The sequence below is a fragment of the archaeon CG10_big_fil_rev_8_21_14_0_10_43_11 genome (genome assembly GCA_002763265.1).
In the GTDB taxonomy this organism is placed as follows: domain Archaea; phylum Nanobdellota; class Nanobdellia; order PEZQ01; family PEZQ01; genus PEZQ01.
On the sequence record PEZQ01000003.1, the window covers coordinates 79,644 to 92,671 of the forward strand.

The window sequence follows — 13,028 nt, forward strand, 5'->3', positions numbered from 1 at the left end:
AAAGACTCGAAAATGAGCATCCGCTCAATTGTTTTGTTCATGCTGACAAGGCAGAATACAGCCGCGTAAAACTTACTAGCAGAAGAATTGGCACAACCAATAATTCTCACCCAAAACGTTTTTAAAGAACACAGCAATTAGTTTCGAGAGTAATGGTAACCTGGCAAGGTAAGTCAAAACGAAAACCAAGCGGCGGAAAGCTTCGCACCTGGCGCAAGAAACGCAAGTTCGAAATGGGACGTGACGCAGCGCTCACCAAAATCGGCGAGATAAAACAAAAGCTTATTCGCGTGCGCGGCGGCAACAACAAACGCAGGGCTTTAAGCCTGCCCGAAGTCATGTTCTATGATGCTAAGACTAAAAAAATGCAAAAAGCAAAAATGATTAACGTGGAGCAGAATCTTGCAAACCGCCACTACAAACGAGCAAACATTATCACCAAAGGTGCGATTGTCAACACTGATAAAGGCATTATCAAAATCACAAACAGACCGGGACAAGAAGGCATTGCCCAAGGCGTTAAAATCGAGTTTGAAGTTGCTCAAAAAACGCGCTCAAAAAAGGGGTAAACGCGTATTTTAAGCATTTTTAAGAGAAATTCCCGAACCGAAATGTTTAAAAATGATAAGCGGGAAACATTTATAAATTAAGTTTATGCGTGGTGCAAAGTATAATGCAAAGCGATGAATGTCCTGATTGTGGTGGAAAGCTCATCTCAGACGATGTCCGGGGTGAAGTAACCTGTGCAAAGTGCGGTATGGTCGTTGACAAGAATATTCTTGACTATGGTCAGGAGTGGCGTGAATTCAACTGGGACCAATCGCAAAACCGCAGACGAAGCGGAACACCCTCAAGCTTTACTAAATCAGATAAGGGTATGACCACTGAAATTGGTAAAACCTCAGATATTTATTCTCTTTCAAGTGATAAACGAAAACAATTCTTTATCATGCGAAAATGGCAACGACGCATTTCAACACCTATTGAGCGTAACATCAAATTTGCACTCACTGAACTGCGTCGCGTTTCAGCGCAACTCAATCTGCCAAACATTATTACTGAAGAATCAGCACGACTCTACCGCATTGCTGCAGAAAACGGTCTTGTAAGAGGCCGTTCAATGGAAAGCGTTGTTGCTGGAGCAACCTACATTGCGTGCAAGAAATATAATGTTCCTCGAACTCTTAAAGAAATTGCAGATGTATTTCCTCTTGATATTAAAGATGTTGGAAAAACATACCGGTTCATTTGCCGGCAACTTGGCATCAAAATCCTGCCACCAAACCCGCTTGACTACGTGCACCGATTTGCAAACGACTTGGAACTTCCCGCAGAAGTGCAGACCAAAGCAATTGAAATAATCATGGACGCGCAGCACAAAGAAATCACCAGCGGAAAAGGTCCAACAGGCATTGCAGCAGCAGCACTCTACATTGCGTCACTTATTGTTGATGAGAAAAGAACCCAGCGCGAAGTTGCAGATATTGCTGGCGTGACTGAGGTTACGATTCGAAATCGCTACAAAGAGCTTATCAAGAAATTGAACCTTGAAGAGAAGGTCGATAAGCTCCACGCTCTTGAACTTAAAGAGGAAGCAGTATAAGTTTCTTTTTTCCCTTTTTTTATGTTCTCAATGCTTTTTTAATATCAGCAACGCATGCGTTTGTTCGGATACCTTGGGGAGAAAAATGTGTTTTTGACGCGCGAAAACCTTTTTTTTCAAGCTGTGCAATTAACACATCCCGTTTTTTGTTCTTTCCTGTTTTTGAAAACAGATTTGGCAAATGATAAAACCCTGCTGTTTTGATTTGAGCGTCACGTTCAATAGCGTTCCACAATGCAGTCTTGTTCGGGCTCTCAAACGGCGCGTTCTTAAAATATGCCATGAGCGTGTCATCCCAGAGCGGTCCAAGCCAGAGTGGACCCATAACCGTGCCATATGCTTTTTTTCCAGGAATATATACCCCGCGCTCAAGAGTTTTGAAATTGTGCTGGAAGTATCCAATCTGGGAAAGAAGCTCGTTAGAGCGCGTGGCGCCTTGGCGCGCTCCAAAATACACGCGCATATAATCCCTACGTGCATACGAGAAGAGAGGGGTAAGTGCAATATCATACTTTGCAGCAGCAAGAATCACGCTCTTGATAAGTATGCGCACGCCAAGCTCATGACAATACGCAGTCTTTAGTGGAATAGACGCGTACTTTCTCATACACGCTTTTGGATACGAGCCGCATAAGGCAGAGGAATCAGTTGCTGTTATGGCAAGCACACCATTTTTTTTGCGAAGCTTTAAAAGAGCTGATTCAAGAAAGGGCATGGGCGTTCCAAACGGGTCAATATCAATATAATCAAATGAGCCGCGATAGTTTTTTAAAAATCGATTTGCATCATCATTGTGCACCTCAACTGAGACCTTATTTTTCTTCGCGTTTTCTTTTATAAGCGCGCACGCATCAGGATTGATGTCATTGAGCGTCATTACCATGCCCCTTTCTTTTGCAAGGCGAATCCCGCGAACTCCGCTTGCAGCAAGCAGTTCAAGACCGGTCTTAACCTCAAATGCGTCAGTGAAGTAGCGCATGAGCATGACATTAAGGTCGCGGTCAATTGCTTTATCGGGATTATAAAATACATCAAGCTTTTTTGAAATCGTGCCGCTAAATGCATGAAATTCTGCTTTGCCTTCTTTGAATGTTGTTTTTGTACTCATAGGTTACTCAAGAGCGCAACGCATAGCAATAAAAAGCTTATTAATTACAACAGCTCCAAGAATGCAGTAGAAACCATGAATAATTCAGTCAAAAAAATAGCAAAAAAACGCATGCACACCCTGCTTGAACTCGCGCGCGAAGATGAAAAACATGCAAAGCGCTATATTGAACTTGCAGAAAAAATTGGCATGAAAGCACGAGAGAGCATGCCAAAAGAACTTAAGCTCACCTATTGCAAGACCTGCAAAACGCCGTACTCCTCAAAAACGGTTCGCATCAGAATCAATAACAAAAAACTCACCTACCACTGCTTGCTTTGCGACACCACAAAACGCATCCCGCTCACACCAAAAAAAGAGTGATACCACACCAGCCCTCTTTGCTGAAATTTTGCAGTTAGATTCTTATCATGAAAACCTTTATAAAACCCTTGTAGTTTGTAATGTTCGCATGGTAAGCACGTTTGACGTACACCCCACAAGGCTCATTGTAGAAGTGTCAGCTGCACTAAAAAACGTTGATGCAGTCAAAGCACCAGAAACCGTGCGCTTTGTTAAAAGCGGTGCACACGCACAAAGACCACCAGCACATCCTGACTTCTGGTTTATTCGCGCAGCATCAGTGCTTAGAACCATCTACAAGGATGGACCCGTTGGCGTATCAAAACTGCGAACCAAATATGGCGGGCGAAAAAATATGGGTGTTCGCCCAGAAAAGTTCAAGAAAGGCGGAGGCGCAATTATCCGACGTATCCTTGTGCAACTTGAACAAGCAGGACTAGTTAAAAAAGAAGTAAAAGGCAGAGTCATTACACCTGCTGGCGCGTCATTACTTGATAAGAGTGCAGCAAAACTTGCACGAACACAAAAACCCGCACAATAACAAGAACCATGGATTTAGAAGAAATTCGCAAAAAAAAGCTTCAAAGCCTCAAAGAACAGGCAGAACATGAAGAAGCACGAAAAAATGTTCTCGCACAAACCCTCACCCCACAAGCCCGAGAACGACTTAATACCGTGCGCATAGCGCACCCCGAACTCGCACAAACAGTTGAACTCACACTCATCCAAGCCCTTCAATCAGGGCAATTCGCAAAACGCGTTGATGACGAAACACTCAAAGAATTACTCACCGCGCTTAAACCAAAAAAACGAGACTTCATCATACGAAGAAAATAGGAGCAACAATGGCAAGCAATAAAGTACCCGCAAAAAAGAAACGACTCGCAAAAGCAACGAATAGTAATGTTGCCGCACCGTTTTGGGCAGTAATCAGAAAGCTTGGCAAGCGAAGAACGCACCGCTGGAGACTCAACCAACACATGCGAAGACACTGGAGAAGAAACAGCCTCAAAGTGTGATTGACAATGGAAAAACGAATTCATATTATTCCCTTACGAAAAAAAGTTACGAAAACGTCACGACCAAAGCGCTCTAACCGCGCAATCAACGTGATTCGTGAATACGCCTGGAAACACTACCGTACTACTCATGTGATTATTGGCAAACACTTAAACCAGCACGTGTGGGCGCGCGGTGCAAAAAACCCTCCAGGAAAAATCAAAGTTGTTGCAATCAAAGACGCAGACAAGCTCAGTTTGGAACTTGAAGGAAAATACGTTGAAAAACAACCAGAAAAAGTATCAAGTCTCAAAGACAAGCTCACCCTCAAAAAAGCAGACAAAAAAGAAGAAACTCCTAAAGAAGAGAAACCAGCCAAAAAAGAAGAAACCAAGACGCCTGCAGCAAAGAAACTTGCTAAGAAGTAAACACTCTTCTTTTTTATATGTTTAAACCCATTTGTTACTGTTTTGTAAACCTGCGTTTTCTTCCGGGGTCAAGCGTGTCTAATTCTTCAATCAGACTTTTATGCGCTAACGGCGCTTGCGGGGGGATTACCTCAGCACCCTCATAGAGAGCATAGCGCACAAGACGATATCCTCTGATATCTTTTGATACTGGGTCGCGCTCAACTCGGATAGTGTAGGTAGCTAACCCCATCTGATCCATGTACTTTTCAAGCGCCCCTACTGGTATAAAAAACGGGTCAACACACACGTCTTCAAGAATGTCTTTTTTTCCCATACAAGTACCTACCTTGCGTTTTGTTTTAAAAAAACATACGGTTTTATAAACCAACTTCGCATGGGTGAAGACGTATGGAACGCATTGCCTTTAATGGGAACCCAAACATTGGACTGCTTGGTTTTCTTACAAATGAGTTTCTTATTCTTGGTGCAGGCATCACGGTTGATGAAAAACACCTTAAAAAAGCGCTTGGCGTTGACATTTTGCAAACCCGCATTGCGGGCACTGATGTGGTTGGTCTTTTTTTGAATGGCACTGAAAAAAAAGTACTTGTTCCTGACATCCTCTTTGACCACGAGCTTGACGCGCTCAAACAACACCTTACCGTAGAAGTCATCAAAACCAGGCATACTGCGCTTGGAAATAATCTCATTGTCACTCCTCAAAAAATTCTTGCTAACCGGGACATGGAAAAACCAGTTATAACAAAACTTGGAGCAAAACCCTTCTTTTTTGGTGACACACACGTTATTGGCGTGGCAAGCGCTCACAATTCTCAGGCAATGATTGTTACCCCAGACGCAACTGCTCAACACATTGCGTTTCTTGAAAAAGAATTAGGCCTTACCGTTGGCATTGGCACCACTAATTTTGGCAATAAAATGGTTGGCGCAGGCATACTTGTTAATGATACTGGCATGCTTGTTGGCACATCAACCAGCGGTCCGGAATTCATGCGCTTAAAAGAAGTGTTTGATTTCTAAAACACCGGCATGCCTGTGTAAAAGAGCAAGCTTTTAAAAGGCATAGGCTGTTTGAAACAAGCGTTATGACTGACAAAAAACCCGCGCAAAACCTCAGTGAAGAGGACAAACAACAAGCGCTCTACCAAATGCAGCTCATGCAGCAGGAAGCAGAAAAAATTGAGCAGCAAATCATTGAGCTTGAAAAACGCCGCATTGAACTTGATGTTGTTCTTATGAGTCTTGATGAGATTAAAAACCAAAAGAAAAGCGACATACTCGTGCCTGTTGGTTCAGGCGTGTTTGCAGAGGGAACGCTCAAAGAAGCAAAAGGCGTGCTTGTTAATGTTGGCTCAAACATTGTAGTTCGAAAAGACATTGAAGACGCAAAAAAAAGCGTAAAAGAGCAAATTGATGAAATCGAAAACATCAAAGACATGCTCCAAAAAGAATTGCAAGACTTTCTCAAAGGTCTTGGCGACCTCCAGCCTCGTTACTAAACCATGTTTGGAAAACTCAAAAACATCTTCAAAAAATCTGTTACTACTGTTAAGAAAACCATAACTGAAAAAACGCTCACCAAAGATGAGTTTGAAAAAATCTTTTGGGATTTAGAACTTGAACTCATCCAAGCAAACGTTGCACCTCACGTTATTGACCTTCTCAAAAATGAACTTGAAGCACAACTCGTTGATGTCAAACTCAAAAAAAGAACGTTTGAATCAGTGCTCAAAACCAGCCTCAAAAACGTGCTTTCTCAAACAATCCAGACCGCAGACTTTATCAAACACCTCAAAACATTGAGCAAACCCGTCACCATCCTGTTTGTTGGCTTTAATGGCGCAGGAAAAACCACTACCCTCGCAAAAGTTGCCCACCTTCTTAAAAATCACAAGATGAGCTGCGTTCTTGCTGCAGGAGACACGTTTCGGGCAGCAAGCATAGAACAGCTTGAAACTCACGCGCAAAACCTTGGCGTGAGACTGGTCAAACATGATTATGGCGCGGACAGCGCAGCAGTTGCCTTTGACGCGCTCAAACACGCCCAGGCAAAGGGCCTTGATTGCGTGCTTATTGACACGGCTGGGCGAAGCCACCAAAATGTGAACCTTATGAATGAGCTTAAAAAAATCAAACGAGTCATCCAGCCTGACCTCACACTTCTGGTAATTGACAGCCTTACGGGCAGTGATAGTGTGAATCAAGCAAAACTCTTTGATGAAGCGGTTGGTGTTGATGGACTTATTTTGAGCAAAACAGATAGTGATACAAAAGGGGGAACCATTCTTTCAGTAAGCTACCTTCTCTCAAAACCAATCTTTTTTCTCGGAACCGGTCAGTCATATCATGACCTTGAGTCAGCGCACGTTGACCGCCTGGTCTTGGACTTATTTGATTAAACAAAAACCGTTACAAGCACTGCAACAACGTTAAGTGCGGCAAGCGCCAGGCACACTTTCCAAAACGAGATTTTTTTAACAAGACCAGTAAGGGCTTTAATAGTAAATAACCCCACTAAGAATGCAACAAATGCACCAATAACAAGGCCGGGTGTGATGCTAAACCCCTGAAACTGCAAAAAAATGTTAGCCATAAGCACGGCAGGAACGCTCATCATAAAGGATAAACGTAATGCTTCATCAGCTTCAATATTAAACATGAGCAAGGTTGAGAGTGTGATGCCTGAGCGGGAAATGCCCGGAACAAGGGCAAAACCTTGAGCAGCGCCAACAATTGCGGCTTGACGCGCGCTCACGCGCGTTACCGTGCTGTGCTTTTTAAGATGCCATGCGCGTTGCAGGTATGCGGTAAACACCAGTGCAACTGAGATAAGAAGCATTGCATACACTCCAATACCTCCTGAAATAAGACTGAGCGTAGCGTAGGTAAGCAGTCCCGCAACCCCGCTAAAAATGCTGGAAACAAGTAAAAAACGAAAAAGAGGCGAATTTGGTTTTTTAAGCAAACCCATAAAATCATTCCAATAAAAAACGCCAATAGAAAAGAGCGTGCCAATATGCAGAAATAAGGCGAGTTGCACGCTTTGTAAGAGCGTGTCTTTAAATACAACTGAACTAATAAGTGCCAGCATGCCCTCACTTGAAATAGGCAGCCATTCAAACACGCCCTGCACAATGCCCAACACAATTTCTGCAAGAACCATTCTCTTTGAATTCATGCTCTTATACTAGAAAAAGATTTTTATCTCCTAACCCTGTCTGACTCACATGCATGAGCGCAAAAAAGAAAGGACGCACGATTCGTAAAACACTTGAAGACTATGACCTGCTCCAGCCTCTTCTTTTTCTGGGCATTACTGCAGGATTTATCACACTTATCCTGCTCTTACAAATCCCGCTTGCAGGACTCCACACACAGAACCAAACAAACAGGTCAACACTGAACAAAACGCTTTTTAACATAACACTTATTTCTGAACAAAGCTGTACTGATTGCTATGATGTGCGCGCGTTTGCAGACGGGCTTGCACTCAGCACAAATAGCAACTATACCCGTGTTGACGTGTATGACCGCACAAGCGAGCGTGGCAAACAACTTATTGAACGCTATAACATCACACTTGTACCAACCATTATTTTTTCACCGCGTGCCAATCAAAACACCACAAACAGATTGGTGTTACGCCTCAGCACGGTTGAAGATGATGGAAACCTGGTGATGCGCTATCTTAACCCGCCGTACAAGAATCTTACCAGCAACACAGTATTAGCAGGACAACCGAATATTACGTTTATCATCAATCAGGAGTGTTCTGTTTGCTTTACTATTGACCTTTTTATAGACCTCTTTCGCGCATATGGAATCTATAGCCAATACGCATTTGTTCTTTCTCACACAAGCGAGCACGGTAAAGAGATTATTGCGCGCTACAACATTACTGCTATTCCAAGCGTGGTACTAGACTCGCGCGGTGCACATTACACGGCTTTCATGCATGAAGCATGGCCTGAACTTGGCAGTATTGAAACAGACGGAGCCCTTGTGTTTCGCAACGTGAGCGCGGTTGGTAATGGCGCGTACTTTGACCTTGTCTTGAACCAAACCCTGCTCACCTGACACTCAAAAAATAACTTGCAGGCTTAAAATAAGCAATAAAAGCGCGTACACATAATCTTTCACCTTCTCATAGTGGTCATAGTAGAACATGAGAATAAAGCCAAAAAACAAGTAGGGCAATACGAGTTCTCGCATTAAAAAATTAGTGAGCGGCACGTAATTGAAAAGCTCAACACTTAAACTATTAAACGCATCAATAACCGGGTCAACTAAATACCCGAGTGTAAGAAAATGAAGTTCGTGGCGAAAAAAGTACACCACAGCCATGATAAGAGACAATCCCACTTCCTCAAGAAAGAAAAGCGCAAACTGGCCTGCGCCAAAAATGGCAACGCTCTCAGGAGATACTGAGGGGTAAATGCCGGTTTGCAGGTATGCAAAAAAATAGGAAAGATGGCGCAGCATGTTTGGAATGAGCAGGACTAAAAACAATTTCAAGAAATCATGCTTTCTCACCTCAAAATCAAAATAGCGCGTGACCACAGTTCACCTTAGTGCGGCGCGCGTATAATAAATTTTTGGGAAGCACTCATACAAAGGGAAACCAGACTTGCTTTACTACAAGACCAAGCATGATAACAAATGAATACATCACAATCCGTGTTGCAACAAGAATCGTAAGAAAATGTTCGGTATCCATCTTGCTCAAACCCGCAACAAGCGTGAGCGGGTCAAACAAAGAAATGGGAAGCACACCATTAATCCATAACAGCATTTCCCCATAGCGCACCCACATATTCTCAAATCGCTTGAGCGTTTTGCCATCAAGATATCTAAGCACAAAACGTTTGCGAAACACGCGCGCAAGCCAAAAATTAAGATAACCAGCAGCGCTTGTTGCAAGAACGGCAACACCAAGAAACGGGATAATATTGTGCAGCGAGAGCGCGGCAAAACCCGCTACAACAAGCGTTGAGGGAAGAGGCAGCACGGTCCCGCCAAGAAATGCGCTAAGCGCAACTCCAATCATGCCATACGAATTAATCGCGTCTTTACCAATGTTGAGCAGTTCAGGATGATTTGGCAAGTACTTGCTTAAACCATACACTAAACCAATAAGTATGAAAAACACAACAAGCACCATAATGCCGTAATCCTGAAAATAATCAGATTTCTTGCCAAATGCCATGCGCTTCAAGCATTAGGGGAAGGTATATATTTTAAAACTTGCTCACTTGGTAGTGTCATGTATGAAATTGTTCTTGGCAGAACGCTTAGCGACCGCGAACAATTCGGGCAGCGGGGCACTATTCTGCTTGGAAAACACTACGTTAAGATGGGTCAAACCCTCAGTCTTTCAAATCCTGTGCTCCTTGACGTTGTTAAACCACACGTTCTTTTAATTGCTGGAAAGCGAGGCGGCGGAAAAAGCTATACCATGGCAGTCATGGCTGAGGGCATGGCAAAACTTGAAAAAGAGATTTTCAAAAACATCAGCGTTCTCATGTTTGACCCAATGGGCATTTTCTGGACCACAAAATATCCTAACTTTCGCCAGGACGAACTGCTTGGAAAGTGGGATATGAAACCAGAACCCCTTGACAAAATCGTCAAAGTCTATATACCCTATGGTCACTTCAAAGCTTTCAAAGACAAAGGCATCCCGGTTGATGTTGCATATGCAATTTCAGTTGCAACACTCTCAGATCAGGACTGGATTAATGTGTTTAATCTTAATGCAGTAGACCCGGTTGGCGTTCTTATTACTGACGTGATTATTGAACTTAAAGAACGCAAGAAAAAATATGGTTTTGAAGAGATTTTCAAAGCAATCAAAGCATACGCTGAAGCAGACTCAACAACGAAAAACGCGGTTCGAAGCTTGTTTGCTGCAGCCGAGTCATGGGGTCTTTTCAAAAAAGACGGCACACCACTCAATGAACTGGTTAAAGGAGGACAAATCAGTGTGCTTGACCTCTCACCGTACGCGCACACCGCAGGAACCTATAGTATTCGCGCACTTGTGGTTGGTCTTGTTTCAAAACGCATTCTCGAAGAGCGCATGGAAGCGCGGCGCATTGAAGAACTTGCAGAAATTGAGCGTGGCTGGGCGTTTTTTGATGTTGATTACGCGCAAGCTGCTGAAAAAGTCGTGCCTCTTGTATGGGTGTTTATTGATGAAGCACACGAATTCCTGCCTCGCACTGGTATTACCCCTGCAACAAACGCGCTTATCCAAGTTATTCGTGAAGGAAGACAACCGGGCATTTCTATGGTGCTTGCAACCCAGCAACCCGGAAAAATCCATACTGATGTCATGACACAGGCAGATATTCTTATTTCAACGCGTATCACATCCCGTCTTGATATTGAAGGTCTTAATGCAGTAATGCAAAGCTATCTTCCCGGTGCAATTACTAAACTGTTTGAAACGCTTCCTCCTGAGCGGGGCGCTGCGCTTGTGATTGATGACAAACTTGAAAAAATGTATCCAATACAAGTAAGACCGCGCTTTACGTGGCATGGCGGTCATGAAACAAGCGCGCTTAAGGAGAAAAAAGAGTTTCTCAAAAGCAAGTAACAACAAAACAATTATTAACCGAAACGACCACGTTCTAACACATGGTGAGGGTGAGTTTTGTTTTTAACATGCACAATCCAACATGGATTGCATCTCATGCTCACACACCCTGCCTTAATGAAGAAAAAACAAAGCACGCGTTCAAAGAACGTGAACAAAACCACTATCTGCCTTTTCTTACTGCACTTGCGCACACGCTTGAAACAACGCCCTTTAGAGTGGGTCTTTCAATTTCAGGAAGCCTGCTTGAACAAGCATACCGCAATGATTCAACTATTATTCCGCTTCTCTCGCGTATTATTGACACAAAACAAGCAGAACTCATGCGCGAACCCTACCATCACTCATATGCCGCGCTCTATGCAAAGCCTGATGAATTTAGAGCAGAGCTTGCAGAGCACAAACGTATTGTGCATGACCTTCTTGGGACAAACACACTTGGGAGAGTTGTGAAAAACCCTCAATTAGCATACTCAAACGAGATAGCCAGCCGCGTGCGGCGCATTGGAAACTTTGCGTTGCTCTCAGAGCAAGTGCCAAACACGTCACCCTACCAGGTATACTCAACACCGCGCGGACAAAGCACGCTTCTCATGCGTGCAAAAGACTTAAGCAATGACCTCGCATTTGGCTACGCGCATGCCGCGTTTAGCGCAAAAGACTATGCCGCCTGGCTGAGTGCTATTCAAGGGCGCGTTGCTCTTATCTGTGTTGATGCAACAACGTTTACCAAACAAACAAGCACGTTTTTTAATGAACTGCTTGAGGCAAGCAGAAACTATCACAACCTTCTTTTTAGCACGCCAACACGCATCTCACGCATTCACGCGCGCGAACAAATCAGCGTACCCCACACTATTGCATGGGACACTATTCCCACGTTTGAACGCATCGAGCGCATGAAAAACCCGGTGCATCAAAGCAGAAACAGCGCGGCTCTTAGCATGTGGAAAAACGCGCAAGCACACGAAAATCTCATGCAATCACGCGTTGTGGACACGCTTCAAAACCTTGTTGATGCACGATTGTTTGAAGCGCGCGCAAAAACATCAGCACTCTTTTTTGAAAACCATACCCGCTACATTCCTGACTCCACTCTTTTTGAACTCAGCAGAGAAGCATTATTAGGGCAAAACAATTACCACACAGAACAGGAACACACTCTTTTTGAGAACAGTGCGTACTTTCTTTCAAACCTCATGCACGACGAGAAAAACGCTGAACTCATGAGACTTGAAGAAGCAATGCGCTTGTTATTTGGCCAAACTCAGGACGAGTTTAACATGTTTGAAGACAGCAATTCTTTTTTGTTTAGGTAAACAGTGCAAGCAAGCCCGCACGCAGAGATTCACCTTCTAAATGTCCGTCTTCAAGCAGCCTCATCTTATGCGCATATTCTTTATCATGCAACACATCTTCAAACCATGCTGCAAAGTCTCCGCTGTAAAGATGGTGTTCAAGCGAGTCTGCGGGCACTTTTGTAACTGCCAACACAAACGCGTCTTTATTTCTTGCCTGATATGTTGAGTGCCAGAAATAAAATGGCTCAGGTAATGATTGGACTTCACGCACGTGCGACAACGTCAAATGCGCGCTCACACTAACACCTTCAAGTAAGAATAAACCCGTACCCTCCTGTATTTGCGGAGAAAAACCCTGAGCAGCAAGAAGGATAAAATCGTTTGCAAGCACCGTTATGTGGGGGGTGGTAGGTTCAACAAGTAACACGTGCTCCACGCCGTGCGCTTCAAGCACGTGCAGGATGCGGGCAACGCGCGCGTATTGTTGTTCAAACGTGTTTGCGCGCTGTTTCCACACACTAACTGATTCAAGAATACCCTCAGTTTTAACGCTACCCTCTACTAGTGATTTAACTTCGTGAATGTAACCCATAGTCGTTGTTCCCTGCAGGGTAACCTTTTTTTTTGCGTGCGTGAGGCCACACTA

At 43.8% G+C, this 13,028-nt stretch carries 19 protein-coding genes; 13 read left to right on the forward strand and 6 right to left on the reverse strand.

Translation table 11 applies throughout. From position 1 onward, the window contains the following. The first annotated feature begins 152 nt into the window (after positions 1-152). Positions 153-569, forward strand: a complete 417-nt coding sequence (locus COT72_01370; protein PIO00337.1) for a 30S ribosomal protein S8e — start codon at positions 153-155, stop codon at positions 567-569. A gap of 104 nt (positions 570-673) precedes the next feature. Then, complete coding sequence (locus COT72_01375) at positions 674-1,603, forward strand: hypothetical protein (GenBank protein ID PIO00338.1); 930 nt, start codon at positions 674-676, stop codon at positions 1,601-1,603. Positions 1,604-1,622: 19 nt separating this feature from the next. Here the strand turns inward: COT72_01375 and COT72_01380 are convergent, their stop codons facing one another. Beyond that, positions 1,623-2,711, reverse strand: coding sequence for a tRNA (guanine(10)-N(2))-dimethyltransferase (locus COT72_01380; protein PIO00339.1), 1,089 nt, complete (start codon positions 2,709-2,711; stop codon positions 1,623-1,625). A gap of 75 nt (positions 2,712-2,786) precedes the next feature. Here COT72_01380 and COT72_01385 point away from each other — a divergent pair, with 75 nt between their 5' ends. From COT72_01385 to COT72_01405, 5 genes are all read left to right on the forward strand, one after another. Further along, positions 2,787-3,074: a ribonuclease P gene (locus tag COT72_01385; GenBank protein ID PIO00340.1), complete on the forward strand. Its 288-nt coding sequence runs from the start codon at positions 2,787-2,789 to the stop codon at positions 3,072-3,074. Positions 3,075-3,162: 88 nt separating this feature from the next. Continuing rightward, entirely contained in the window at positions 3,163-3,594 is a 432-nt protein-coding gene (locus tag COT72_01390; protein ID PIO00341.1) for a 30S ribosomal protein S19e, read from the forward strand. Between the two features lie 8 nt (positions 3,595-3,602). After that, positions 3,603-3,890, forward strand: a complete 288-nt coding sequence (locus COT72_01395) for a hypothetical protein (protein PIO00342.1) — start codon at positions 3,603-3,605, stop codon at positions 3,888-3,890. 8 nt (positions 3,891-3,898) lie between these two features. Continuing rightward, complete coding sequence (rpl39e, locus tag COT72_01400) at positions 3,899-4,072, forward strand: 50S ribosomal protein L39e (protein ID PIO00343.1); 174 nt, start codon at positions 3,899-3,901, stop codon at positions 4,070-4,072. Between the two features lie 6 nt (positions 4,073-4,078). Further along, the gene (locus tag COT72_01405) at positions 4,079-4,480 is read left to right on the forward strand and encodes a hypothetical protein (GenBank protein ID PIO00344.1); all 402 of its coding nucleotides are present in this window, start codon (positions 4,079-4,081) and stop codon (positions 4,478-4,480) included. A 34-nt stretch (positions 4,481-4,514) separates the two neighbouring features. On the opposite strand, the gene COT72_01410 is transcribed toward COT72_01405, so the two are convergent. Further along, positions 4,515-4,796, reverse strand: coding sequence for a hypothetical protein (locus COT72_01410; protein PIO00345.1), 282 nt, complete (start codon positions 4,794-4,796; stop codon positions 4,515-4,517). Positions 4,797-4,870: 74 nt separating this feature from the next. On the opposite strand from COT72_01410, the gene COT72_01415 reads away from it, so the two are divergent. The 3 genes from COT72_01415 (at position 4,871) to ftsY (ending at position 6,882) form a co-directional block, all read left to right on the forward strand. Then, on the forward strand, positions 4,871-5,503 hold the full coding sequence (locus COT72_01415) for a translation initiation factor IF-6 (GenBank protein PIO00346.1): 633 nt from the start codon (positions 4,871-4,873) through the stop codon (positions 5,501-5,503). 65 nt (positions 5,504-5,568) lie between these two features. After that, a complete protein-coding gene (gene pfdA, locus COT72_01420; protein PIO00347.1) occupies positions 5,569-5,982 on the forward strand; it encodes a prefoldin subunit alpha in 414 nt (137 codons plus the stop codon). Between the two features lie 3 nt (positions 5,983-5,985). Next, positions 5,986-6,882 carry a signal recognition particle-docking protein FtsY gene (gene ftsY, locus COT72_01425; GenBank protein ID PIO00348.1) on the forward strand — a complete coding sequence of 299 codons (897 nt, stop codon included), beginning with the start codon at positions 5,986-5,988 and terminating at the stop codon, positions 6,880-6,882. On the opposite strand, the gene COT72_01430 is transcribed toward ftsY, so the two are convergent. After that, positions 6,879-7,661, reverse strand: a complete 783-nt coding sequence (locus COT72_01430) for a hypothetical protein (protein ID PIO00349.1) — start codon at positions 7,659-7,661, stop codon at positions 6,879-6,881. The two genes, ftsY and COT72_01430, sit on opposite strands and share 4 nt — an antisense overlap. Before the next feature lie 53 nt (positions 7,662-7,714). On the opposite strand from COT72_01430, the gene COT72_01435 reads away from it, so the two are divergent. Beyond that, positions 7,715-8,560, forward strand: coding sequence for a hypothetical protein (locus COT72_01435; protein ID PIO00350.1), 846 nt, complete (start codon positions 7,715-7,717; stop codon positions 8,558-8,560). Positions 8,561-8,563: 3 nt separating this feature from the next. Here COT72_01435 and COT72_01440 read toward each other — a convergent pair whose 3' ends face one another. Next, positions 8,564-9,043, reverse strand: a complete 480-nt coding sequence (locus COT72_01440; protein PIO00351.1) for a hypothetical protein — start codon at positions 9,041-9,043, stop codon at positions 8,564-8,566. Positions 9,044-9,089: 46 nt separating this feature from the next. Beyond that, on the reverse strand, positions 9,090-9,689 hold the full coding sequence (locus tag COT72_01445; protein PIO00352.1) for a hypothetical protein: 600 nt from the start codon (positions 9,687-9,689) through the stop codon (positions 9,090-9,092). Positions 9,690-9,746: 57 nt separating this feature from the next. On the opposite strand from COT72_01445, the gene COT72_01450 reads away from it, so the two are divergent. Both COT72_01450 and COT72_01455 read left to right on the forward strand, forming a co-directional pair. Further along, positions 9,747-11,081 (forward strand): nucleotidyltransferase, encoded by a 1,335-nt coding sequence (locus tag COT72_01450; GenBank protein ID PIO00353.1) that lies wholly within the window; start codon positions 9,747-9,749, stop codon positions 11,079-11,081. 41 nt (positions 11,082-11,122) lie between these two features. Beyond that, complete coding sequence (locus COT72_01455; GenBank protein PIO00354.1) at positions 11,123-12,400, forward strand: hypothetical protein; 1,278 nt, start codon at positions 11,123-11,125, stop codon at positions 12,398-12,400. On the opposite strand, the gene COT72_01460 is transcribed toward COT72_01455, so the two are convergent. Continuing rightward, a complete protein-coding gene (locus COT72_01460) occupies positions 12,393-12,974 on the reverse strand; it encodes a hypothetical protein (GenBank protein PIO00355.1) in 582 nt (193 codons plus the stop codon). The two genes, COT72_01455 and COT72_01460, sit on opposite strands and share 8 nt — an antisense overlap. Positions 12,975-13,028: the final 54 nt, after the last annotated feature.

Coding starts and splice junctions, on each gene's coding strand:
- COT72_01370 (PIO00337.1), top strand. CDS start 153: ATGGTAACCTGGCAAGGTAAGTCAAAACGAAAACCAAGCGGCGGAAAG.
- COT72_01375 (PIO00338.1), top strand. CDS start 674: ATGCAAAGCGATGAATGTCCTGATTGTGGTGGAAAGCTCATCTCAGAC.
- COT72_01380 (PIO00339.1), bottom strand. CDS start 2,711: ATGAGTACAAAAACAACATTCAAAGAAGGCAAAGCAGAATTTCATGCA.
- COT72_01385 (PIO00340.1), top strand. CDS start 2,787: ATGAATAATTCAGTCAAAAAAATAGCAAAAAAACGCATGCACACCCTG.
- COT72_01390 (PIO00341.1), top strand. CDS start 3,163: ATGGTAAGCACGTTTGACGTACACCCCACAAGGCTCATTGTAGAAGTG.
- COT72_01395 (PIO00342.1), top strand. CDS start 3,603: ATGGATTTAGAAGAAATTCGCAAAAAAAAGCTTCAAAGCCTCAAAGAA.
- rpl39e (PIO00343.1), top strand. CDS start 3,899: ATGGCAAGCAATAAAGTACCCGCAAAAAAGAAACGACTCGCAAAAGCA.
- COT72_01405 (PIO00344.1), top strand. CDS start 4,079: ATGGAAAAACGAATTCATATTATTCCCTTACGAAAAAAAGTTACGAAA.
- COT72_01410 (PIO00345.1), bottom strand. CDS start 4,796: ATGGGAAAAAAAGACATTCTTGAAGACGTGTGTGTTGACCCGTTTTTT.
- COT72_01415 (PIO00346.1), top strand. CDS start 4,871: ATGGAACGCATTGCCTTTAATGGGAACCCAAACATTGGACTGCTTGGT.
- pfdA (PIO00347.1), top strand. CDS start 5,569: ATGACTGACAAAAAACCCGCGCAAAACCTCAGTGAAGAGGACAAACAA.
- ftsY (PIO00348.1), top strand. CDS start 5,986: ATGTTTGGAAAACTCAAAAACATCTTCAAAAAATCTGTTACTACTGTT.
- COT72_01430 (PIO00349.1), bottom strand. CDS start 7,661: ATGAATTCAAAGAGAATGGTTCTTGCAGAAATTGTGTTGGGCATTGTG.
- COT72_01435 (PIO00350.1), top strand. CDS start 7,715: ATGAGCGCAAAAAAGAAAGGACGCACGATTCGTAAAACACTTGAAGAC.
- COT72_01445 (PIO00352.1), bottom strand. CDS start 9,689: ATGGCATTTGGCAAGAAATCTGATTATTTTCAGGATTACGGCATTATG.
- COT72_01450 (PIO00353.1), top strand. CDS start 9,747: ATGTATGAAATTGTTCTTGGCAGAACGCTTAGCGACCGCGAACAATTC.
- COT72_01455 (PIO00354.1), top strand. CDS start 11,123: ATGGTGAGGGTGAGTTTTGTTTTTAACATGCACAATCCAACATGGATT.
- COT72_01460 (PIO00355.1), bottom strand. CDS start 12,974: ATGGGTTACATTCACGAAGTTAAATCACTAGTAGAGGGTAGCGTTAAA.